At 68.5% G+C, this 19,784-nt stretch carries 25 protein-coding genes; 15 read left to right on the top strand and 10 right to left on the bottom strand.

The features are described 5' to 3' along the window. Window positions 1–173 precede the first annotated feature (173 nt). The 3 genes from araD to KV381_RS15020 are packed head-to-tail and all read right to left on the bottom strand — an operon-like array spanning window position 174 to window position 3,609. The gene (araD, locus tag KV381_RS15010; RefSeq protein ID WP_256995069.1) at window positions 174–1,973 is read right to left on the bottom strand and encodes an L-arabinonate dehydratase; all 1,800 of its coding nucleotides are present in this window, start codon (window positions 1,971–1,973) and stop codon (window positions 174–176) included. Between the two features lie 23 nt (window positions 1,974–1,996). Beyond that, entirely contained in the window at window positions 1,997–2,899 is a 903-nt protein-coding gene (locus KV381_RS15015; RefSeq protein ID WP_030078694.1) for a dihydrodipicolinate synthase family protein, read from the bottom strand. Between the two features lie 53 nt (window positions 2,900–2,952). Continuing rightward, window positions 2,953–3,609, bottom strand: a complete 657-nt coding sequence (locus tag KV381_RS15020) for a GntR family transcriptional regulator (protein ID WP_006125376.1) — start codon at window positions 3,607–3,609, stop codon at window positions 2,953–2,955. A 379-nt stretch (window positions 3,610–3,988) separates the two neighbouring features. On the opposite strand from KV381_RS15020, the gene KV381_RS15025 reads away from it, so the two are divergent. From KV381_RS15025 to KV381_RS15035, 3 genes are all read left to right on the top strand, one after another. Beyond that, window positions 3,989–4,798 carry an NAD(P)-dependent oxidoreductase gene (locus KV381_RS15025; RefSeq protein ID WP_218785382.1) on the top strand — a complete coding sequence of 270 codons (810 nt, stop codon included), beginning with the start codon at window positions 3,989–3,991 and terminating at the stop codon, window positions 4,796–4,798. A 139-nt stretch (window positions 4,799–4,937) separates the two neighbouring features. Next, window positions 4,938–5,327 (top strand): VOC family protein, encoded by a 390-nt coding sequence (locus KV381_RS15030; protein ID WP_218785383.1) that lies wholly within the window; start codon window positions 4,938–4,940, stop codon window positions 5,325–5,327. Window positions 5,328–5,396: 69 nt separating this feature from the next. Next, window positions 5,397–6,236 (top strand): aldo/keto reductase, encoded by an 840-nt coding sequence (locus tag KV381_RS15035; protein ID WP_218785384.1) that lies wholly within the window; start codon window positions 5,397–5,399, stop codon window positions 6,234–6,236. Between the two features lie 33 nt (window positions 6,237–6,269). On the opposite strand, the gene KV381_RS15040 is transcribed toward KV381_RS15035, so the two are convergent. Both KV381_RS15040 and KV381_RS15045 read right to left on the bottom strand, forming a co-directional pair. Further along, window positions 6,270–7,388: a radical SAM protein gene (locus KV381_RS15040; protein ID WP_086779769.1), complete on the bottom strand. Its 1,119-nt coding sequence runs from the start codon at window positions 7,386–7,388 to the stop codon at window positions 6,270–6,272. A 50-nt stretch (window positions 7,389–7,438) separates the two neighbouring features. Then, window positions 7,439–7,981 (bottom strand): adenylate cyclase, encoded by a 543-nt coding sequence (locus KV381_RS15045; RefSeq protein ID WP_086779768.1) that lies wholly within the window; start codon window positions 7,979–7,981, stop codon window positions 7,439–7,441. 223 nt (window positions 7,982–8,204) lie between these two features. Here KV381_RS15045 and KV381_RS15050 point away from each other — a divergent pair, with 223 nt between their 5' ends. The 5 genes from KV381_RS15050 (at window position 8,205) to KV381_RS15070 (ending at window position 10,688) form a co-directional block, all read left to right on the top strand. Continuing rightward, window positions 8,205–8,513 carry a hypothetical protein gene (locus tag KV381_RS15050; protein ID WP_086779767.1) on the top strand — a complete coding sequence of 103 codons (309 nt, stop codon included), beginning with the start codon at window positions 8,205–8,207 and terminating at the stop codon, window positions 8,511–8,513. Beyond that, window positions 8,513–9,031 (top strand): DUF6879 family protein, encoded by a 519-nt coding sequence (locus tag KV381_RS15055; RefSeq protein ID WP_032786039.1) that lies wholly within the window; start codon window positions 8,513–8,515, stop codon window positions 9,029–9,031. The genes KV381_RS15050 and KV381_RS15055 overlap by 1 nt, the downstream gene beginning before the upstream one ends. A 10-nt stretch (window positions 9,032–9,041) precedes the next feature. Continuing rightward, window positions 9,042–9,890, top strand: coding sequence for a helix-turn-helix transcriptional regulator (locus KV381_RS15060; protein ID WP_030088211.1), 849 nt, complete (start codon window positions 9,042–9,044; stop codon window positions 9,888–9,890). 70 nt (window positions 9,891–9,960) lie between these two features. Next, window positions 9,961–10,110 carry a DUF6087 family protein gene (locus KV381_RS15065; RefSeq protein WP_158101284.1) on the top strand — a complete coding sequence of 50 codons (150 nt, stop codon included), beginning with the start codon at window positions 9,961–9,963 and terminating at the stop codon, window positions 10,108–10,110. 50 nt (window positions 10,111–10,160) lie between these two features. Next, window positions 10,161–10,688, top strand: a complete 528-nt coding sequence (locus KV381_RS15070) for an ATP-binding protein (protein ID WP_030088209.1) — start codon at window positions 10,161–10,163, stop codon at window positions 10,686–10,688. A 60-nt stretch (window positions 10,689–10,748) separates the two neighbouring features. Here the strand turns inward: KV381_RS15070 and KV381_RS15075 are convergent, their stop codons facing one another. After that, a complete protein-coding gene (locus tag KV381_RS15075) occupies window positions 10,749–11,495 on the bottom strand; it encodes a phosphotransferase family protein (RefSeq protein ID WP_218785385.1) in 747 nt (248 codons plus the stop codon). Between the two features lie 68 nt (window positions 11,496–11,563). On the opposite strand from KV381_RS15075, the gene KV381_RS36470 reads away from it, so the two are divergent. Continuing rightward, window positions 11,564–11,698 (top strand): hypothetical protein, encoded by a 135-nt coding sequence (locus KV381_RS36470; protein ID WP_373461037.1) that lies wholly within the window; start codon window positions 11,564–11,566, stop codon window positions 11,696–11,698. 40 nt (window positions 11,699–11,738) lie between these two features. On the opposite strand, the gene KV381_RS15080 is transcribed toward KV381_RS36470, so the two are convergent. From KV381_RS15080 to KV381_RS15095, 4 genes are all read right to left on the bottom strand, one after another. Beyond that, the gene (locus tag KV381_RS15080) at window positions 11,739–12,563 is read right to left on the bottom strand and encodes an alpha/beta fold hydrolase (protein WP_218785386.1); all 825 of its coding nucleotides are present in this window, start codon (window positions 12,561–12,563) and stop codon (window positions 11,739–11,741) included. A 131-nt stretch (window positions 12,564–12,694) separates the two neighbouring features. Then, the gene (locus tag KV381_RS15085; RefSeq protein WP_086779763.1) at window positions 12,695–13,120 is read right to left on the bottom strand and encodes a DUF5959 family protein; all 426 of its coding nucleotides are present in this window, start codon (window positions 13,118–13,120) and stop codon (window positions 12,695–12,697) included. A gap of 15 nt (window positions 13,121–13,135) precedes the next feature. Continuing rightward, complete coding sequence (locus KV381_RS15090; RefSeq protein ID WP_030088202.1) at window positions 13,136–13,360, bottom strand: DUF397 domain-containing protein; 225 nt, start codon at window positions 13,358–13,360, stop codon at window positions 13,136–13,138. Next, window positions 13,357–14,211 (bottom strand): helix-turn-helix transcriptional regulator, encoded by an 855-nt coding sequence (locus KV381_RS15095; protein ID WP_103537332.1) that lies wholly within the window; start codon window positions 14,209–14,211, stop codon window positions 13,357–13,359. The genes KV381_RS15090 and KV381_RS15095 overlap by 4 nt, the downstream gene beginning before the upstream one ends. Before the next feature lie 195 nt (window positions 14,212–14,406). On the opposite strand from KV381_RS15095, the gene KV381_RS15100 reads away from it, so the two are divergent. From KV381_RS15100 to KV381_RS15125, 6 genes are all read left to right on the top strand, one after another. Then, window positions 14,407–14,829, top strand: a complete 423-nt coding sequence (locus KV381_RS15100) for an ATP-binding protein (RefSeq protein ID WP_218785387.1) — start codon at window positions 14,407–14,409, stop codon at window positions 14,827–14,829. Next, on the top strand, window positions 14,826–15,176 hold the full coding sequence (locus KV381_RS36475) for a hypothetical protein (protein WP_063755531.1): 351 nt from the start codon (window positions 14,826–14,828) through the stop codon (window positions 15,174–15,176). The genes KV381_RS15100 and KV381_RS36475 overlap by 4 nt, the downstream gene beginning before the upstream one ends. Further along, the gene (locus tag KV381_RS15110) at window positions 15,173–15,709 is read left to right on the top strand and encodes a hypothetical protein (RefSeq protein WP_030624619.1); all 537 of its coding nucleotides are present in this window, start codon (window positions 15,173–15,175) and stop codon (window positions 15,707–15,709) included. Before KV381_RS36475 ends, KV381_RS15110 begins: the two co-directional genes overlap by 4 nt. 573 nt (window positions 15,710–16,282) lie before the next feature. Beyond that, window positions 16,283–16,630: a hypothetical protein gene (locus KV381_RS15115; RefSeq protein ID WP_063751868.1), complete on the top strand. Its 348-nt coding sequence runs from the start codon at window positions 16,283–16,285 to the stop codon at window positions 16,628–16,630. Between the two features lie 83 nt (window positions 16,631–16,713). Further along, the gene (locus KV381_RS15120; RefSeq protein ID WP_030088194.1) at window positions 16,714–17,397 is read left to right on the top strand and encodes an ABC transporter ATP-binding protein; all 684 of its coding nucleotides are present in this window, start codon (window positions 16,714–16,716) and stop codon (window positions 17,395–17,397) included. Beyond that, window positions 17,397–19,565 (top strand): hypothetical protein, encoded by a 2,169-nt coding sequence (locus KV381_RS15125; RefSeq protein ID WP_030624616.1) that lies wholly within the window; start codon window positions 17,397–17,399, stop codon window positions 19,563–19,565. The genes KV381_RS15120 and KV381_RS15125 overlap by 1 nt, the downstream gene beginning before the upstream one ends. Window positions 19,566–19,784 lie beyond the last annotated feature (219 nt).

Raw genomic sequence — 19,784 nt, forward strand, 5'->3', positions numbered from 1 at the left:
ACGTCTCCGATCTTCGGTACGCGCTCGATGCGCTGGATGTGCGGACCTGCTGTCGCGATGCATGTGCGGAGTGGCTGTCGCCACACACGGCACAGGACACGAGACAGCAAGCGCTTTCTCATGGCCGCTGGGCGGCCCGGGCGCCCCGCCGCGCGGAGCCTTCGTCGCCCGGTTCACCCCACGTACGGGTCGGGCACTTCTCCTTGCCGGGCCAGGAACGCGAAGTCGCATCCGGTGTCGGCCTGGGTGATCTGGTCCTGGTACAGCGCCCCGTAACCGCGTCCGTAACGGTCGGGCGGCGGGCTCCAGGCGGCACGGCGGCGTTCCAACTCGTCGTCGTTCACGTCGAGATGGAGCAGCCGGGCCTCGACGTCCAGGGTGATGAGGTCCCCGGTGCGGACCAGGGCGAGGGGCCCGCCGACGAACGACTCGGGCGCGATGTGCAGGACGCACGCCCCGTAACTGGTGCCGCTCATCCGGGCGTCGGAGATCCGCACCATGTCCCGTACGCCCTGCTTCAGCAGGTAGTCGGGGATCGGCAGCATGCCGTACTCGGGCATGCCGGGCCCGCCCTTGGGCCCGGCGTTGCGCAGCACCAGGACGTGGTCCGAAGTGAGCGCCAGGGCGGGGTCGTTGATCGTGCGCTGCATCTCCCGGTAGTCGTCGAAGACGACGGCGGGCCCGGTGTGACGCAGCAGGTGCGGCTCGGCGGCGATGTGCTTGATGACCGCGCCGTCGGGGCAGAGATTGCCGCGCAGGACCGCCACCCCGCCCTCCTCGGCCAGGGGTTCGGCGCGCTCGCGGATGACGGCGCTGTTGTGGACGGCCGCACCGTCGAGCTGCTCGCGCAGGGTGGCGTGCGCGACGGTGGGCCGGTCCAGGTGCAGGACGTCGGCGATCCTGCTCAGGAAGCCGGGCAGCCCGCCCGCGAAGTGGAAGTCCTCCATCAAGTACCGTCCACCGGGGCGGAGATCGGCGAGGACGGGCACCGTACGGGCGATCCGGTCGAAGTCGTCCAGGGTGAGCTTCACCCCGGACCGGCCCGCCATGGCGATCAGGTGGATCACGGCGTTGGTGGAGCCGCCGAGCGCGAGGACGGTCGCGACGGCGTCCTCGTACGCGTCGGCGGTGAGGATCTGCGACAACGTCGTGCGCCGCCGTACGAGTTCGACGATCCGCAGCCCGGAGCCCGCGGCCATCCGGTCGTGCCCGGAGTCGACGGCCGGGATGGAGGAGGCGCCGGGCAGGGTGACGCCCAGTGCCTCGGCGGCGGCCGTCAGCGTGGAGGCGGTGCCCATCGTCATGCAGTGACCGGCGGAGCGGGCGAGGCCGTTCTCCAGCTCCCCCATCTCGCAGTCGCCGATCAGCCCGGCCCGCCGCTCGTCCCAGTACTTCCACATGTCCGTGCCGGAGCCGAGGACCTCGTTGCGCCAGTGGCCCGGCAGCATCGGCCCGGCCGGCACGAAGACGGTGGGCAGGTCCACGGAGGCCGCGCCCATCAGCAGCGCGGGCGTCGACTTGTCGCAGCCGCCCAGCAGGACGGCCCCGTCGACGGGGTACGAGCGGAGCAGCTCCTCGGTCTCCATGGCGAGCAGATTGCGGTAGAGCATGGGGGTCGGCTTCTGGAAGGTCTCCGAGAGGGTCGAGACCGGGAACTCCAGCGGGAACCCGCCCGCCTGCCAGACGCCCCGCTTCACCGCCTGCGCGCGTTCCCGCAGGTGGGAGTGGCAGGGGTTGATGTCGGACCAGGTGTTGAGGACGGCGATGACCGGCTTGCCGAGGTGCTCCTCGGGGAGGTAGCCGAGCTGGCGGGTGCGGGCCCGGTGGCTGAAGGAGCGCAGCCCGTCGGTGCCGTACCACTGGTGGCTGCGCAGCTCCTCGGGCGCGACGGGGGCAGCTTCCCGGTCGCCCGCCGCCGCGACCGCTCTCCGGTGATCCGTCTCCGCGACATCTCTCCGGTGATCCGTCTCCATGGCCGCCGCTCTCCGGTGATCCGTCACAGCGCCCACGCGGCTATCTGCTCGGCGACCTCGGCGCGTCGCTCCTCGGGCAGGACCCGGCTCGGCGCTCGTACTTCACGGCGGCAGAGGCCCAGTACGGACAGGGCCTCCTTGATGACCGTGACGTTGTTGGCGGACTGCTCCTCGGCGCGGAGCTCCTCGAAGCGGCGGATGCGCTCCCACACCTTCATGGCCGCCACGTAGTCCCCGGCGCGCAGCGCTTCCAGCATGTCGAGGGAGACCGCCGGGGCGACGTTGACGAGGCCGGAGGTGAAGCCGGTGGCGCCGGTGGCGAAGTAGGAGGGGGCGTACAGCTCGGCGAGGCCGGCGACCCAGACGAACCGCTCCAGTCCGGCGTCGCGGGCGAAGGCCCCGAAGCGCGCGGCGTCGGGCACCGCGTACTTCACGCCGATGACGTTGGGGCAGCTGTCGGCGAGCGCGGCGAGCCGGTCGCCGGCGAGCAGCGGGTTACGGATGTACGGCACGACGCCGAGCTCCGGGACGGCCTCGGCGATGGCCCGGTGGTAGTCGACCCAGCCCTCCTGGGCGACATAGGGGTGCACCGGCTGGTGGACCATCACCATCGCCGCGCCGGCCTCGGCGGCGTGCTCGGCGGCGGCGACGGCGGCCGGTACGTCGTGGCCGACGCCCACCAGGACGGTGGCGCGTCCGGCGGCCTCCTCGACGGTCAACTCGGTGACCAGGCGCCGCTCGTCGGGGGTGAGCGCGTAGAACTCCCCGGTGTTGCCGTTCGGGGTGACGATGCGGACACCGCCGTCGAGCAGCCTGCGCGTCAGGGCGCGGTGGTGCGCGACGTCGATGCTGCCGTCCTCGGCGAACGGGGTCACCGGGATCGCCACGACGTCTGCGAGGGCCGCCTTCAGCGGAGAGAAGTCCATGCGGACCGGCCTTTCGTCGGATTGCTGGTGGTGGTGCGGTTCCAGCAGACGGTTCACGCGGCACCGCCCCCGTCCTCGTCGTCGGGGAAGGCGCGGCGTACGAACGATGCGATGTGATGGTGCAGAGCCCCGGCGGCGGCCTCCGCGTCGTCGGCGAGCGCGAGCCGCAGGATCTCCCGGTGCTCGGCCGCCTCGCGCTCCCAGGAGGGGACGGCCGACCAGGCCACCGTGGAGACGAGGGCCGCCTGGTCGCGGACCTCGTCGAGCATCCGGGCGAGCAGGGGGTTGCCGCAGGGCAGATACAGGGCGCGGTGGAAATCCCGGTTGGCCAGCGACCGGTCGGCCTTGTCGAGCGCCGAGTCGGCCCGCTCCAACGCCTCTTGGGCCGCTTCCAGCGAGGCCTTGCGGTTGACGGACCGGCGCAGCGCCTCCGGTTCCAGCAGGAGGCGTACGTCGTACACCTCCCGGGCCATGGTCGCGTCGACGAGCCGCACGGTGACGCCCTTGTACTGGCTCATGACCACGAGCCCCGTGCCCGCGAGGGTCTTGAGCGCCTCGCGGACCGGGGTCTTGGACACTCCGAACTGAGCGGCGAGTTCCGTCTCCACCAGCGCCTGTCCCGGTCTCAGCTGCGCGGTGAGGATGGCGTGCTTGATGGCCTCCAGCACGTACTGGGTCCGGGACGGGATCGGGGCAGGGGCGAAGGTCATGGGTGACGGGCTCTCACATCTCGCGTATCGCGTCTCATATATGACGTACGAAGTACGACGCGATGAAGCTAGAGCCGCCCGGAACGCTTCGTCAACGCTTCGGACAGAACAACTTTCGGGACGGACGGACCACTTGACGTAACCTGCCGGACTTCTTAGCTTGTCCACGTATGCGAACGCGGTCCACGGCCGTGAAGGCCTGAGGCGTCACGGCGCCGTGGGTGCGTCCTGCTGCTGTGGGTGCCTCCTGCGCCCTGGGGCGTACCGCCGCTTTGGGTGCACGACGCCCGGGGGGGCACGACGCCCGCCCACCCGGTGCCGCGCCGGACCGCACCACACCACACCGCATCGCATCGCATCGCCCCGAGGAGACCTCCGTATGACCGCTCCCCGTACCGTCCTGCTCACCGGCGCCGCGGGCGGCCTCGGCACCCTGATGCGCGGACTGCTGCCCGCGTACGGCTACGACCTGCGGCTCTTCGACCTGGTCCCGGTGGAGGACGAACCACAGGCCATCACCGCCGACCTGAACGACCGGAAGGCGCTGCGCGAAGCCGTACGCGGAGTGGACGCGATCATCCACCTGGCCGGCATCTCCCTGGAATCCACGTTCGACAAGATCCTCACCGCCAACATCGAAGGCACGTACCACCTTTACGAGGCGGCTCGCGAGGAGGGCGTACGCCGCATCGTGGCCGCCTCCTCCAACCACGCCGTCGGCCACACGCCGCGACCACTGGCCGGGGACCAGCTGATCCCGTCCGACGCACCGCACCGGCCCGACACCTTCTACGGCCTGTCGAAGTGCTTCGGAGAGGACCTGGCCCAGCTCTACTGGGACAAGCACGGCGTCGAGACCGTCTCGGTACGGATCGGGAGCTGCTTCCCGGAGCCCACCTCGGTACGCATGCTGTCCCTGTGGATGAGCCCCGCCGACGGAGCCCGCCTCTTCCACGCCGCCCTCACCGCAGAGGACGTCGGCCACACCGTCGTCCACGGCTCCTCCGCCAACACCCGCCTGTGGTGGGACCTGGCCTCGGCACGGGCCCTGGGCTACACACCGCAGGACGACTCGGAACCGTACGCGGCGAAACTCATCGCCGAACAGGGTGAGCCGGACCCGGCCGACCCGGCGCAGACCCGTCTCGGCGGCCACTTCGTCACGGACCCGCCGATCTGGCCGCACTGATCCGGCCGTGCAGAGGGGCGCACCGGCGGCGGGCACCGATGAGTTTCGGGCCCGGGGCGGGTCATGAGTGGTGGGACGCGTAGAGCGACCGGGGACGACCCACCGTCCCAAGGCCCCACCGACCGAGCGAGGAACCACCATGAATGCCTCCACGACCGAAAACGCCGCCACCATCACCGGGCTGGGGGTCATCCTCGGCAGCACCGACTCCGACGCCCTGATCGCCTGGTACCGCGCCGCGCTGGAGCCGCTGGGCGCCCGCTGGGCGGAGCACCTTCTGATCGTCGGCCCCGGCGCGATCATCGGTTTCGACGAGCGGGACGACGTGGCGGACAAGGCGGCCGAGCCGGGCCGGCAGATGATCAACATCACCGTGCGGGACGTCCGGGCGGCCGAGAAGCACCTCAACTCCCTCGGGGTCACGTGGGTGCGCCCGGTCGAGGAGGTCGGGGGCGGCTGGTACTTCTCCACGATCGTGGACCCGGTGGGCAACTACCTCCAGATCCTCCAGGGCCCGGAAGCGCCCTGACACCCCCTGGACGCCTCGGACACCCCCTAGCCTGTCAAGCACATCCGAACCAGGGGGAGTTCAGGCGCCATGCCATCGACGACGTTCCGTATCGGCGGAGACCTGACCGTGGGCCGGCTGGGCTTCGGCGCGATGCACCTGCCCACCGAGAGGCCCGAGGGCCGGCCGTCGGCCGTCGCCGTGGCCCGCCGGGCGGTCGAGCTGGGCATCACGCTGATCGACACGGCCCACCTGTACGGGAACGGGGCCAACGAGGAGGTCCTGGCCGAGGCCCTCCACCCGTACCCGAAGGATCTCCTGATCACCACGAAGGTCGGGGTGCTCCGCTCCCCCGAGACGGGCGAGTGGGCTCTGAACGGCCGCCCGGAGTCCCTGCGCACCGAGGTGGACCACGCCCTGCGCCGCCTCCGCGTCGACCGCCTGGAACTGCTCCAGCTCCACCGCATCGACCCGGAGACCCCGCTCGCCGACCAGCTCGGCGCCCTGCGGGACCTGCGCGACGAGGGCAAGGTGGCCCGGATCGGCCTGTCCGAGGTGACGGCGCCCGAGCTGGCGGCGGCCCGGGAGATCGTGGACATCGCGAGCGTCCAGAACCGCTACAACCTGACCGACCGCGAACACGAGCCGGTCCTTGAGGCGTGCGAGGCGGCGGGCATCGCGTTCCTGCCCTGGCGCACGGTCGCCTGGGGCAAGGCGGGCGACCGCGCGGAGGTGGCAGCCATCGCCGCCGAGCTGGACGCCACCCCCACCCAGGTCTGCCTGGCCTGGCTCCTGGACCACTCCCCGGTCATGCTCCCGATCCCGGGCACGTCCAGCATCGCCCACCTGGAGGAGAACACGGCGGCGGCGGACCTCGTACTCACCCCGGAGCTGCGGGCGCGGCTGGACGGGATCGCGGGGGACGAGTGACCTCAGCGGACCGGATCCAGGTCCTTGTCGACTTCAGCACCCAGGTCGAGCGCGAGCAGCGGACGCACGGGCGAGCGCGGTGAGGCGTTCCATCTCCTGTTCACGGAAGGCGGTGACCTCACGACAGAGCTGACTCATGACAAAGCCTCCCAGCGAAACGCACAGATCCATACGCTGAATGCATACGCCCACCATGAACGGGCCGGCTGAGGCCCGGTAGAGACGAACCCCGTAATACCCCTCCTGACAATCACGGTCGTTGTTGAACCGGCAGTCGGAGCACGTGTCGGGAAGACGCACCGGCCGGATGCTCTTCGCGTATAACTCGCCTCCACCGGGCAGCCGGTAGCAAGTGCGCTGATCAGATGTCCCCGCAGTGATGATGCGCCTTTCGGGAACGGCCCCCAAGTAATTCACCACCTCCTGCACAGCAGCGAGGGACCGGCCGCCGTCCTCGAGCGATACCAGCATCCGCACGACCACGTTCCGGCCGAAGTCCTCCACGACACGGAGCACCCGGTCCACGTGGGTGGTGTCCGGAATCACGATGTTGGCGGACGCCTTCACTCCGCAGCGCGCAGCGGCTTCGATGGTGGAGTGCAGAGCATCAAGCTTCCGTTGCGCAAGCCCTGCGGCCCCGAACCGCTTCGCCTGGACAGCGGCAAGTTCTTGAGGGGTGGTGCCGAAAACGCTGAGATTGATCCGGTCGAGGCCTTCGGCAGCGCATGCGGGCAACACGTCTGCGCCGTTCTCCCCGTTGGATGTGATGCCCACCCGCAGCCCCAGCCGACGAGCGATCCTGACCAGCCCGGGGAGATCCGGATGCAGGGTCGGCTCGCCACCGGTCAGATGAATCTCGTCCGTGGCCAGGCTTCCCCGCACTGCGGCCAGAGCAAGGGCGAAGTCCGGATCGGCCTTGATCGTCTCAGGAAGAAATCCGGCGCCATTCGTCGAAAGGTAGAGGGAAACCCGGCCGGTTCGACCGGGGGTACCCGTGAATTCGGAAGCCGGGCGCGACCGGTTGTCCGAGGCCACAGGCGTGCCCTCGTTGTGGCAGAAAGTGCAGGCGAGACCACATGCGTCGATGACTTTGACTCTCAAGGTTCTGTCCGCCACCACGGTCACCGGGACGGGCAGGTCGTGCTGCTTCATCGATCCACCTCCACGCCGGCCCGACGCAGGACCGGTTCCGTACGTGTCCCTCACGCCTGAGGGAAACGCAGATCAGCGATGCTTTCCAGATCGATCCCGTACCTGGCGAAGACCTTGGTCGTGTTCTCACTCGTCAACTCCCGTACAGCGATAGACAGCTGAGCAGCGGCGTCGCGGACGGCATCCGCGCAATCACCCTCGATCTCGAGGTAGGGAGGGATGAGCGGCCAGGAGTCGATCTCCAGCCGGGCACCGTCCAGGACCCAGGAATCCCGGTGGTTCTCCTGGTACGAGCGGTGCGGAACACCCATCCGTCCCAGCAACGCGTGTGTGGTTTCGAAATCTCCGACCACTGTCTCGGTCTCGCTGGTCCCGTCGATCGCGTCGGAAGTGATCTCCTTGACGCAGAGTGTCGTCAGCGATCCGTCGTCACGAAGGCGCACCCACCGTCCCTTCGCAGGAGGCACGGTGTCGTAGACATACCGGCGCATCAGCCGACCGCCCACGTGCTCACCGCCCGCAGCAGCAATCCGCGCCGCCATGGCGGCGGGGTCGACGTCCAGATACTTCGCCTCGTATTCGACAGCCGGCACGACTCTCCCGTTGATCCGATGGAACAGGGCACAGCTCGTCGGCCATGAGAAGCCGACCCGTAATGAAGCTAGGGAGCAGCAGCACGTGTTCGCCATCGGATTGCGCGGGATTGCACGCGACTTCACTGGATGGATCAGGCCCCCGATAGGCCCCTTGACCTGGTGCGGTCAGCCGGGCGACGCTCAATCGCACCGAGCCGAGCACTCCTCGAAGGAGCACACCATGGCTTTACGGTTTCTGGGAATCTGGCCCAACACACCCGACGACGGGTCTCCCACCATCTGGCTGGAGGAGGCGACCGGCGACCTGATCATCCAGTCCTGGAAAGCGGATGAGGAAACCGTCCTGGCCGCGCAGGAGGTCGGGTCGGTTCCGGGACACTCCACCGACGTACCGGACCACGAAACTGTGATCCGTCTACCGGCCAACATGCTGCAATTCATCCCCCGCCCCGCGGACGCGCCTGTTCTCAGCTCCCCCTCGGACACCGACGGGACTCCCCCGGCGTACACGATCGGTCAGGGGCAGTAATGGCGACAGCCGTACGAGAGGCGCTGGCCAGGACGCGGCACACGGCCAAGCACCTGGAAATGCGCGACAGTTACATGCTGGACGATCCGAACTTCATCCGCTGGCAGCAGGGTCACCGTGACGATCCCGCGGACCGGGCTTCCTGGTGGCGTCCCTGGCTCGACGTGGTGGTCGCCGCCACCGAACGCGGCGTCACCATGCGTCGGCTCCGTATCGTGTCCGAACCTCTCAGCGACTACACACGGTACGAGTACGACGTGACGTTCACGAACGTTGCGGCGGGCGAGGACGTGCGGTGGCTGCCCCGGTCCGCCGCTCGCGACCTCCTGCTCCCGGCTCTGGACGGCTGGATCATGGACGACCGGCTGCTGATCCTGCACCACTTCAGCGGCGACGGTCAGTGGACGGGCCCCGGGATGGAGGTCTGCGACGACGCACGGGCGGCAGAGCGGTATGCGCTCGCCTACGACACCGCTTGGCAACGGGGGATACCGCACGAGGAGTACCGGCCCACCTGAGTATGGACGCATGCCCCTCTCCCCCCATTCCAACGCTCAACAAGCCCGGCAGGCACTCGCGAACCGCCTTGCCGAACTGCGCCGCGAGGCGGGCCTGACCGGCCGTGAGCTCGCCCGCCTCTGTGGCTGGCATCCGTCGAAGTCCTCACGTATCGAGAACGCCCGCACCGCACCGACAGCCGATGACATCTCGGCCTGGTGCGGTGCATGCGGAGCGCGGGACAGGACGGGAGATCTGATCGCCTCGCTCCGAGCGGCGGAAGGGATGTGGATCGAATGGCGGCGGATGGAGCGCTCGGGTCTCCGCCAGGCTCAGGCGAATCGCCTTCCTCTGTACGAGCGCACACAACGCTTCCACGCGTACTCGTCCTGGCTCGTTCCCGGGCTGCTCCAGACGCGCTCCTACACCATGGCGGTCCTCAGAGCCGTGCAACGACGGCGCGGACTCGTGGACGACGTCGCCGAGGCCGTGAACGCGCGCATGGATCGCCAGCGCGTTCTGCACGAAGGCGACAGGCGCTTCGCGTTCTTGGTGGAGGAATCCGTTCTGTGGGCCGGCGTTGGCGGAGCGCAGGTCATGACAGAGCAGTTGGCGGCACTGATCGCCATGGGTTCACTGCCCAACGTGAGCGTCGGCATCGTCCCGGCTGCTCCGGACCGTGAGCGCTGGCCGGTGGAAGGTTTCTGGATCTATGACGCCGCGCAGGTCAACGTCGAACTGGTTTCGGGCTACCTGACGGTTACGGCTCCGAGCGAGGTGGCGTCCTACGCGGCGACCTTCTCCGAGCTGACGGAATGCGCCGTCTACGGCACGGCGGCCCGCAGGCTGATCACCACCGCCATGGACGCGCTCGGCTGACCGGTCTGCCACCGCGCCGGGACCGCACTGGCCTGCTGGAACGAAAGTCTTCGGAGCGCAAGGAAGCACGATGGACGACGAGTCGCTGTCGGACCGGACTGAGTGCCGGGACGCGAAGACCGGCCGGCTTCGCGCCGTACCGCTGGTGACCGGCGACGGCCCCAAGGGCTCCCACCTCAACCCCGACGCACCCCGCGCCATCCAGCGCTGGAACGGCTGACCGAGGACAAATCAGTGGCTGTCGTCCGGTCCGCCTGACACGATCCGCGTGTGACCACGCTGTTCCTGATGGTCGGCCTGCCCGGGGCCGGGAAGACCACACACGCACGGCAACTCGCCGAGGAGCACGGCGCGCTGCGCCTGACGCCCGACGAGTGGATGCTTCCTCTGTTCGGCGCGGCCGAGTCGGACGGCAAGCGTGACGTGCTGGAGGGCCGCATGCTCTGGCTCGCCCTGGAGGCGGTCAGGCTGGGAACCGATGTCGTGGTGGACTACGGCTGCTGGTCCCGGAACGAACGGTCCGCGATCCGCTGGCTGGCGGAGGCGGAGGGCTCACGCTTCCGCATGATTTACCTGCCCGTCGACGCCGAAACCCAGCGTGCCCGGCTCACCCGCCGCGAGGCGACTGCCGTCGGGGACACGTTGCCGATTTCCGAGGCCGACATCCTGAATGCACGGGCGCAGTTCGAGGAGCCCGACGCTGCTGAACAGGAGGGCCGCATGTCCGTCGACGGTCCACCCGCCAAGTGGAGCGACTGGCGGAAGTGGGCTGCGGACCGGTGGCCGTCGTTCGCCTGACCGCTCCCCCCAGCACGGTGTCGACCAACTGAACAACGGTGATGCCTGACCCGCCCCACCTCACACCAGAGATCTCAGCACCTCGACCTCACAGCCCGGCAAGAACGGGTCGAAGCCGTGCTCGGTCAGCCAGCGCACTGCGAGCAGGCTCCGCACCGCCCACCACGCGCGGATCACTTCAAGGTCGACGTCATCGCCGTAGCCGACGAGGACGTCGTCGATGTGCGCCTCGTGCCCGAGGGTGAAGGTGGCGAGGTCGTACAGGGCGTCGCCCCGGCCCGCCTCGGACCAGTCGATGATGCCCGTGACCTGGTCACCTTCGAGGAAGACGTGTGCGATCTGCAGGTCGCCGTGCGTGAAGGCAGGTGTCCACGGCCGGAGCGCGGCTTCGGCGACCTGGCGGTTACGGGTGACCAGCTCGGCGGGGAGAAGCCTGTTCGCCACGAGCAACGCGCACTCGGCGTCGAGTTCCGCGGCCAGCTCGCCGATGCTCCGGCCGGCCCGGCCGGGTAGACGCGGCAGCGGGGCGTCGTGCAGCTTCCGGATGGCGGCGCCCGCCGCGGCCCACGCCGCCGGTGATCCGGTCGCCGGCCCGCCGAGGCGCCCGAGCGTCGTCCCCGGAACCGCGGCGATCGCGAGCACGGGCGGCCTGCGCCACAGGACCTCCGGGGTCGGGACGGGCGCGAGGGACATCGCCTCGACCTCGACGTCGATCCGTGCCTGATCGGCGTCCACCTTCAGGAACACGTCACCGACGCGCAGAGTCGCACGCTCGGAGTGGGCGACGACGACCTCGACCTCATCCATGGGCGACGAGTATCCCGGCGACGGTCGCGGACGTCGCCGGGTTTATTACGTGGTCTTACGCGAACGAAGTGTCGCGGACGATCAACGGCCCCACGAACTCGCGGTCCGTGGCCACCATGTACGACAAGCGCACCAACGTCTTCCACGGCCCGGTCACCGTCTCCGTCTCCGCCTCCGCGATCCGTCTGTGGCCCAGGCCGTGACGTAGCCGGCCCGGCCCGGCCCAAGCGTTCTCGGACAGCTTCAGGAACGCGACAGAAAACGAGTGATCTCCGCCGCCACGGCTTCGGGTACGACAGACGGCGCGAAGTGCATCTGGCCGGGGAACGTCGTGCGGGTGACGTGGGGCAGCGCGTTCGCGAGCCGGTCGAGAGTTTCCGGCATCGGCTGCCAGGTGTCGGCGCCGCGCATCAGCAGCGTCGGGACGGTCACGGTGGACCAGCGCCCCAGATCCGCCGAGTCGGCGGCCAGCGATTCGAGGTCACGGTGCCAGCCGAGCGCGTCGTCGGGTTCATCGTCGGCGGGCTCACCCGCATCCATGAGGTCCAGCAGCGCGGCCGGGACGCGCGCCACCTTCTCCGCCAGCAGCCGATCGGCCCGCCGCCGGTCGCCGGTCGCGCTCAGTGCCGCGAACTCGTCCAGCACGGGTGTCAGCTCTTCACCCGCCGCATACAGCGGCGGCTCCCACAGCACCAGCGAGCGAACCGGCAGCCCGGACGCCACGGCGTGCAGGGCGACGGTGGCCCCATAGGACATGCCGACCAGATCCACAGGGCGGCCGATCTCAGCGATCAGCGCCTCAAGGTCGCCCACCTCGTCCGCAAAGCGCTTCGGCGATCGGCCCGGCCCGCTCGGGGCGTACCCGCGGCGGGCGGGCATCCAGAGCTCGAACCGGGCGGAGAGGTGTTCGGCCACCGGCTGCCAGGAATGCAGTCCACCGCCGGAGCCGTGGACCAGAACGACCGGCGGCCCCGATCCGAGCCGCCGGTAGCTGATGGCGGTTCCGTCGAAGGACTCCAACGACGCTGTGGCCCCACAGGACTCTGGCAAGTTGTTCTCGCTCGGCATGCCAGGACCGTTGCACGGCCCGTCCCGGCCGATCCACCGATTTTCCGCAGCTGAAACAGCCACCATCAACCCGGCTCCGTGATCCGCCGGACAGACCCTGGTCACCCTCAGAGTGCTTCTATGCCTCCCCATCACTCACGTGACAGGTAGTCGTCCCAAGCGCTGAGTACGGATTCGAGCAGGTGTCTATGGGATTCGATCCAGTCGGCCGGCAGGTCGATCGGCACGCGGACCGTTGCCATGGAGGTGAGGGCGTCTTCCACAACAACCTCGGGGCAGTCACGCTGCCCGTTCAGCTGGATGAAGACGGAAGGACCACGCTGGACCTGCAACCAGGCGATGTCCTCGCCGCCCTCAAGCCGATCCAGGGCCTCACCCCACGAGACCAGACGCGACCGCCACAACGCGAGATCCACTCGACCGCTCACGAACGGCGTGTCGACGACGATCTCCGCTGCGAGTCCCCCAGGCACTTCTTCCAGAGGGCCGAGAACGGTGATGCGAACACAGTTGCCGTCGCCATCACGCAAGCGAGCCAGATCCAACTGCTCAGCCATCACCGAGTGACGTTCTCAGAGGGAGCCGTCCTGCACGGCCGCGACGAAGGCCTGCCACTGCTCCGGGCCGAAGGTGTGCGCGCCGAGGGCGCGGTCCTTGGTGTCGCGGACCGCGTGGCGACCGGAGGCCAACAGGGCGTGCTCGACGCAGCCGTTGTTCGACCCGCTGTACGTGCTCTTGTGCCAGCGTGCACGTTCAAGCTCGGTCTCCGGAACTCGGGGAACCGATTCCTCGATCATGATCTGGTTTCCTCAATGAGGTCGCGAATGTACTGCCGGGATGCGGTGGGTGACAGCGCGGCAGCAGTCAATTCGTCCCATGCCTTGATGTACGCCTGCACATCAGGCCGCTGCTCCAGCAAAGTACCACCGGTGATGTGCTCCAACCACACCACTTCCACCGGCGGATCGGCCTGTAGCCCGAAGACGGTGAACGGGGCGTACTGCTCCATCGGAAGGGCAGAATCCAGCGGCAGCACCTGAATGCTGACGTTCGACGACGAGCCCGCCTCCAGCAGGTGCACCAGCTGCCCGGCGACCAGATCCGGCCCGCCCCCGATGCGGTGCAGTGCGGGGGCGTCGATAACAGCACGGAGCCTGAAACCGAGCCTGTCGTCGAGCAACTCCTTACGCTTCATGCGGGTCTCGACGAGGGACTCCACTTGATCGGCCGGGGACGCGACCTCGTAGAGGTGGCGCATGTACGCCTCGGTCTGGAGCAGCCCCGGGATGACCATCGGCTCGAACGTGCGAATCGCCTGGGAGTCCGCCTCCAGCATCAGGTAGTCCTTCAGGACGTCATGGAGAAAGGGCCCCTGCCCGCTCCACCAGTCGACCTTGTGGATCTCCTTCGCCAGCCGCTTCAAGCTGGCCCGCTGCCGCTCGTCCTCCACTCCGTAAAGGTTGAGCAGAGTCGTGAGGTCCAGCGGCCGGATCCCCCTCTTGCCGTTCTCGATCTGGCTGATCTTGGGCTGCCCGCACTCCAGCGCCTCCGCCGCGTCCTGGACCTTGAGGCCGGCGTTCAGTCGGAGCTGTCGCAGTTCGCCGCCGAGTCGGCGGCTCCGCATCGTGGGCATGTCGCTCTGAGCCATGGCGTCATCCTGGCCGCCAAGTCCATGTAGGCACAACAGACTTCAGAAACTTGCACCCTCTCGGATGACATCCAAAAGGAATACTTGCCTAAGTGATGCCTCGCACTGCATCATCCTCCCCGTGACCGAAAACACCTGCCCGATCACGATCAGTGGAACAGCAGGTGCGCCACGCACTTCGCTCTGGAGGAACCCATGGCCGTCACCCTCCCCGCCGAGTTAGACCCGCCCGACTACCGCCAGGAACTCGTCGCCCGCCCCGAGACGCTCGCAATCATGCGCCGCATCGTCAGCGCGCACCTGGACCTCTGGGACCTGCGCGAGCTGAGCGACGCCGCCACGCTCTGCGCCCACGAACTGCTCACCAACGTCATGCGGCACACCGGCTTACCGCTCTGCACGATCACGTTGCGTCGCAGGCCCGACGGCGTACGCGTCACCGTCAGCGACTCCGACACCGCGCCGCCCGAACGGCGCGAACCCGACTGGAGCGAGGAGAGCGGACGCGGGGTGCTCCTGATCGCCGCGCTCGCGGCGCAGTGCGGGACGGTGATGCGGCAGGACGGCAAGGACGTCTGGGCCGACATCCGTGCCGCGACACCGGCGTACGCCAGGTGAACAGGTGCCTGCCACGCACCTATTGGTGCCATGCGGATACCGACCGCACGCCGGCAGCAAGCCCTCCGGACGACCTCGTCACCACCGCCCCCGGGCCGGCCGTCATCTGGATACGCGACTCCGTACGACGGCTGACACCGGGCCTCGACCGTGACGCCCGGCGCCGGGCCCGGGCCTGGCTCGACGACCGCCGGACCGCCGAGGCCGCCGTCCGCAGCCTGCGTCGCGGCCAGGGGTACGCGTACGAGCTGCGCACCCCCGACGGAACCTGGCGCTGGACGGCGTACCCGGTCTCCGCCCTCCCCCTGTCACCGACCGGCCACCCGCCGCTCAGGAGCCACCGATGAACGACACGGCCACGCCCGCACCCGCACCGCCCTCACTCTCCTCGGAGCTGCGCGCCGCGCTCAGCGAGGCGGGGCTGCGTGCGGGAGTCGCGGATACCGAGGCGGGCGACCTCGTACGGATCACACCTCTTGACCCGGTCGACGCACAGCAGTTGGCCCGACTCATCCGCACCGGAACCAAGCGTGCCCTCAAGGCCGCCCGCACTCTGCGGGAGATCTGCGCGGGGTACCGGATCGATCTCCCGGGGCTACGCGTCCGGCAGGGCCGCATCACGCTCGGGCCCATCCAGGTCGACGCCGCGGCACGGCTGGCCCGACTGCTGAATGCGGTTCCGCCGGCCACCGCACACCCCGGCGCTGACACCGCGCCCGACGCCGACACCGTAAGGGCCATGCTGATCCAGGCTTTCCCGCAGGCCACCGGCGGCGGCGCCCTCTCCGTATCCGTACGGGAGCACACCCCGGACCTCCTGGACCTCGGCTCGATCGACGCCAGGACCGCGCGCCGCCTGATCCGCACGCTTCAGTTCTGAACCGCCACGCTCAGGCAGCACCTGCAGCACAACTGCGCTTTCAGAAAGGCGACTTGTTGGTCGAGGGTCGCTCCTTTCCCTCAGCGGTGAGCTGGTTCGTGAAAACAACCAGATGCCGAGTCGCCTTCTCCCGTACGGCAGTGCGTCGTCCGCCACGGCAGTGTCAGTGCGACCGGTGGGCTCCATGGAACTACGCCGCGTCCGTCCCGAGCGTCACTTCAGGGGGCGGAGGGGCCCAGTGCGCGATGCGATCTCACCGACTGACGCGGAGTCTCTTATTCCGAGAACTGGATTCAGGCCAGAACTCCCCCATGGCTACCAACGGAATATGCAGTGTTTGTGCGCGCACCAGTGAAAAGCCAGGCCGGCGCACCGTGATCGGTTTTGAGCCTTCGAAAGACCAACTCTGCTTGTAAGCGCCTCACTTGCCTATAGTGATCACCGCGTCGCGCCCGGGGCCCCGGCATGGACGTCGCCAGAGCAGGGCTTTGCATCAATCGGCGATCAGCCGCCGCTGCCGCTCTGGTATGCCCAGTGTCCTTTCGACATCACCATCTGAAGGAGTGCACACGAATGACGAGGACGAAGTTCGTCGCTGCCGCGCTGCTTACTGTGGCGCTCGCGGTTCCTACGGCCACTGCTGTTGCCGCGGACGCCTACGGTGGCGGCGCCCATGCATGGTCTCCGGCTGATGGCGGCAAAAGCGGAAAGATAGCCGTCAAGGACAACAGCAAGGACGGGGATCCGGTGAAGGCCGAGTACTACCGGACGTCCAGCTCGGAGACGAAGCGGACCCTGTGGAACCACAGTGGTCCGGGGACCAAGGCCACCTCCGGCGACGGATCAAGAATCTACAAGTTCAAGGCGTGTGACGAGAACTACGGATCGCCGGACGACTGCTCGGGCTGGGTCATCCCGTAAGTCTGCTCTCCACGCCCAATACGCCGCGCCGACCCGTCCCGGGCCGGCGCGGTGCCCTCATTTTCCGACAAAGGCAAATTTCTGTGAAGCAGAGTGATTCTCCGGGGCTCCGCATAAGCGGCCTCAGCTATCAGATCGAGGGCAGGACCCTCCTCGACAGCGTGGAGTTGGCCGTGTCTCCCGGGGAATCGGTCGCGGTGACCGGTCCCAGCGGGTCCGGCAAATCGACGCTACTCATGTGCATCCTCGGCCTGATAAAGCCTCAGGCAGGCACCATCACCGCCGGGGGCAGGGAGATCACCGGGCTCAGGCCCACGCAACTTGCGCAGGTACGGCGGGAAGCCCTGGGCATGGTGTTCCAGTTCGGTGAGCTCCTTCCCGAACTCAGTCCGGTAGAGAACGTCGCTCTGCCGATCCTGCTCGACGGGGGCCGCCATCAGGACGCCTACCGACGTGCGGAGGAACTCCTCGATGAACTCGGCGTCCCCGCCGGTTCCACCCCGACCGGCATGCTCTCCGGCGGCGAACGTCAGCGGACTGCCGTCGCTCGGGCTCTGATCACCGAGCCGGACGTCCTCCTGGCCGACGAGCCCACCGGAGCCTTGGATCCCGACGCCAAGGAGGCGGTCGCCCGGCTGCTGTTCACGACCGCCCGTGAGCGGGGCTGCGCACTGCTGCTGGTCACGCACGACCTGTCGGTGGCTGCTCGGGCCGACCGCCGGCACGAGCTCCTCGGCGGAATCCTGGCCGAAGCAGGAGCCCTCTGATGCGGGAAGGAGCCCGAACCGCGGGAAAGCTGTTCAGGATCGGTCTCGCGGCGGGCCGCTCCACTCCCGGTGACCGTCTGCGCTGGTGGGGGCTGTTCTGCGCCGCAGCCGCGGTCGCCTTCGTCACCTTGGCGACCACGGCCACCTTTGCGACGTATCACGGCCGCGAGACCAGAGCGGATGACAGAGGGCCGGTGATCACTTTCGGTAAGAACGCCAAGCTGCTGTACCGGGAGGGAATCGATTCTGTCGGCTCCAGACCCGTATCCGTCGTGTTCCTCCATCCGCTCACAGCCGAGGCTCCTCTTCCTGGCGGTGTGGCCCGCTGGCCGGGTCCGGGCGAGGTCGTGCTCTCTCCCGAGCTTGTCAGGACCGGGGGCGGCGAGGGCATCCTGAACCGGTATGGACGGCCGGCCGGAACCGTCACCAACGATGGGCTGGTCACTCCCTCGGAGCGGATCGCGTATGTCCGGGTGGCGGAGACTCCGCCAAAGGATGATCCCAGGTGGATGGGCGTTTCCGCCTTCGGGAGCGGCGGCGGAGCGACAGGGGAGATGGCCGATCAGCCCTCGGTGACCTCCCCCGTCCTGGCTCTGTGGGCGCTGACCGGGCTGCCCGCCCTCGCCCTGGCTGTGGTTGCCGCTCGGGTCGGTTCCCGTACCCGTGACCGGCGCAGCAGCCTGTTGCAAGCCCTGGGTGGTACATGGCGGCACCGGATGATCGTCAACGTTGGTGAAGCCGCGATTCCTTCGGCCCTGGGGACGCTCGTCTCCTTCGTCCCGTATGCCGTGGCTTCCGTGTGGGACATCCGTCTCGCGCCCACCGGTTACATCCTCGACCACCGTGACGTGTGGGCGGCATGGCCGACCGCCATGGCGTCGGGTGCGTTGTCTCTGCTGATCGTGCTGGGCATCGTGGTGGGTACGCACCGTATGGGCCGGGACGGCAGGTCCACCCGCCCCGCCTCTTTCACCTCCCGTGTCCCCGCGTGGCGCCTGGTCGCCTGCGGTGTCGGCGTCGGGCTGGTCCTGACCAGCCAGTACGTGCCACGCAAGGCCCAGCTCGTCGTGTTCACCTTCGGGACCGTCGTGATGTGGGCCTTTCTTTCCTCGGTCGTGGCGCTCCTCACCCGCCACCTGGGCTCCTGGCTCGCCGCCGATGGGAAGCGCAGGGGACATGCGGGCCGCCTGATCGGCGGGCGGTGGACGCACGCACATCCCGGCGTGATCGTGCGCCTCGCTCTGGCCATGGTGATCGGTATCGGGATCGTCGCTCAGATGCAGGTGTGGACCAGCAGGCTCGGAGTGCATTCACAGGCGGCAGCCGCCACGCACCAGCGGATCAAAGACACGGTGATCGAGGTGACCGCCGGCGGCATGAGCGCGTCGGAGACGGACCGGTTCCGCTCACAGCTTCCGGCCGGTTCGATACTGCTGAACCGGACCTTCCACGATCCGGGAGCGTCCCAAGACCCCTGGACGACCATAGGGGGGTCCTGCCGCGATCTACGCAGGCTGCAAGTGGCCTGCGACGGTGACACCAAGGCGGAGACGAAGAGCGGCGCGCCGTCGGCCGAGGTGGAAGAGATGGGCCGCTGGTACGGCGACGTCAGATTCGCAGAAGTCCCCCGCATCAGCGTGAAGCCGGACGGCACACAGTCCCTCGTTGTCGTGACCCCTACATCGGGGCAACTCGCGGCGGTGAAGCAGACCGCGTTCACCCTTCCCAATCCCTCGCTGCAGGTCGAGACTCTGGGCGGAAACTGGTTGGGGTCCTCGCGTTCTCACCTCGCGAACTGGATCCAACTGTTCGGCGTCACTGGAATCCTGTTCATTCTCGTGGCCGGTTCGATGAGCGCGGCGGCAGAGTTCGTCCGGGTCCGCCACGCGCTGGCCCCGCTCACCATCCTGACCGGACACCGCCGGGTATTCCGCTCCGTGGCCTCCTGGCACCTGACCGTCCCCTTGCTCATCTCCACCGTGGTCACCGGGGCCGTGACCGCGTGGCATTCGGTCTTCTTCATTGCGCTGGTCCAGGAAGGCTCCGTGTCCTGGGCGGTTCTCGGATACGGGATCACCGTGTGTGCCGCGGTTTCCCTGGCGGTCGGGTTGCTCGGCGCGCGAGCGGCAGCCCGGGAGGCGAATCAGTGGCGCCCCGCCGCCGATTGAATGAAACGCAACACGGCCGGTTGTCCGAGACGAGTGAGCGTGCAGGAAACCCGAAGCCGCACGCGTGAGAGCCCCGTGCGACAGCCGCCTCTCAGCGTGTGATGACGGACGCACGGTTCCGGGGGCGCTCGTGCTCGACCCTTCTGCCCGAGGGGTGGGGTACCGGCGCACCCAGAGCCTCAGCAGGGATCGGTCAGCCGTGTCGGTCATGAGGTGCTG

The organism is Streptomyces sp. WY228, assembly GCF_019287315.1.
Classification (GTDB): Bacteria; Actinomycetota; Actinomycetes; order Streptomycetales; family Streptomycetaceae; genus Streptomyces; species Streptomyces caviscabies.

Bases quoted from the DNA above. Each gene is read 5' to 3' on its own strand.
- araD (WP_256995069.1), bottom strand. From the start codon at position 1,973: ATGGAGACGGATCACCGGAGAGATGTCGCGGAGACGGATCACCGGAGA.
- KV381_RS15015 (WP_030078694.1), bottom strand. From the start codon at position 2,899: ATGGACTTCTCTCCGCTGAAGGCGGCCCTCGCAGACGTCGTGGCGATC.
- KV381_RS15020 (WP_006125376.1), bottom strand. From the start codon at position 3,609: ATGACCTTCGCCCCTGCCCCGATCCCGTCCCGGACCCAGTACGTGCTG.
- KV381_RS15025 (WP_218785382.1), top strand. From the start codon at position 3,989: ATGACCGCTCCCCGTACCGTCCTGCTCACCGGCGCCGCGGGCGGCCTC.
- KV381_RS15030 (WP_218785383.1), top strand. From the start codon at position 4,938: ATGAATGCCTCCACGACCGAAAACGCCGCCACCATCACCGGGCTGGGG.
- KV381_RS15035 (WP_218785384.1), top strand. From the start codon at position 5,397: ATGCCATCGACGACGTTCCGTATCGGCGGAGACCTGACCGTGGGCCGG.
- KV381_RS15040 (WP_086779769.1), bottom strand. From the start codon at position 7,388: ATGAAGCAGCACGACCTGCCCGTCCCGGTGACCGTGGTGGCGGACAGA.
- KV381_RS15050 (WP_086779767.1), top strand. From the start codon at position 8,205: ATGGCTTTACGGTTTCTGGGAATCTGGCCCAACACACCCGACGACGGG.
- KV381_RS15055 (WP_032786039.1), top strand. From the start codon at position 8,513: ATGGCGACAGCCGTACGAGAGGCGCTGGCCAGGACGCGGCACACGGCC.
- KV381_RS15060 (WP_030088211.1), top strand. From the start codon at position 9,042: ATGCCCCTCTCCCCCCATTCCAACGCTCAACAAGCCCGGCAGGCACTC.
- KV381_RS15065 (WP_158101284.1), top strand. From the start codon at position 9,961: ATGGACGACGAGTCGCTGTCGGACCGGACTGAGTGCCGGGACGCGAAG.
- KV381_RS15075 (WP_218785385.1), bottom strand. From the start codon at position 11,495: ATGGATGAGGTCGAGGTCGTCGTCGCCCACTCCGAGCGTGCGACTCTG.
- KV381_RS15080 (WP_218785386.1), bottom strand. From the start codon at position 12,563: ATGCCGAGCGAGAACAACTTGCCAGAGTCCTGTGGGGCCACAGCGTCG.
- KV381_RS15085 (WP_086779763.1), bottom strand. From the start codon at position 13,120: ATGGCTGAGCAGTTGGATCTGGCTCGCTTGCGTGATGGCGACGGCAAC.
- KV381_RS15090 (WP_030088202.1), bottom strand. From the start codon at position 13,360: ATGATCGAGGAATCGGTTCCCCGAGTTCCGGAGACCGAGCTTGAACGT.
- KV381_RS15095 (WP_103537332.1), bottom strand. From the start codon at position 14,211: ATGGCTCAGAGCGACATGCCCACGATGCGGAGCCGCCGACTCGGCGGC.
- KV381_RS15100 (WP_218785387.1), top strand. From the start codon at position 14,407: ATGGCCGTCACCCTCCCCGCCGAGTTAGACCCGCCCGACTACCGCCAG.
- KV381_RS15110 (WP_030624619.1), top strand. From the start codon at position 15,173: ATGAACGACACGGCCACGCCCGCACCCGCACCGCCCTCACTCTCCTCG.
- KV381_RS15115 (WP_063751868.1), top strand. From the start codon at position 16,283: ATGACGAGGACGAAGTTCGTCGCTGCCGCGCTGCTTACTGTGGCGCTC.
- KV381_RS15125 (WP_030624616.1), top strand. From the start codon at position 17,397: ATGCGGGAAGGAGCCCGAACCGCGGGAAAGCTGTTCAGGATCGGTCTC.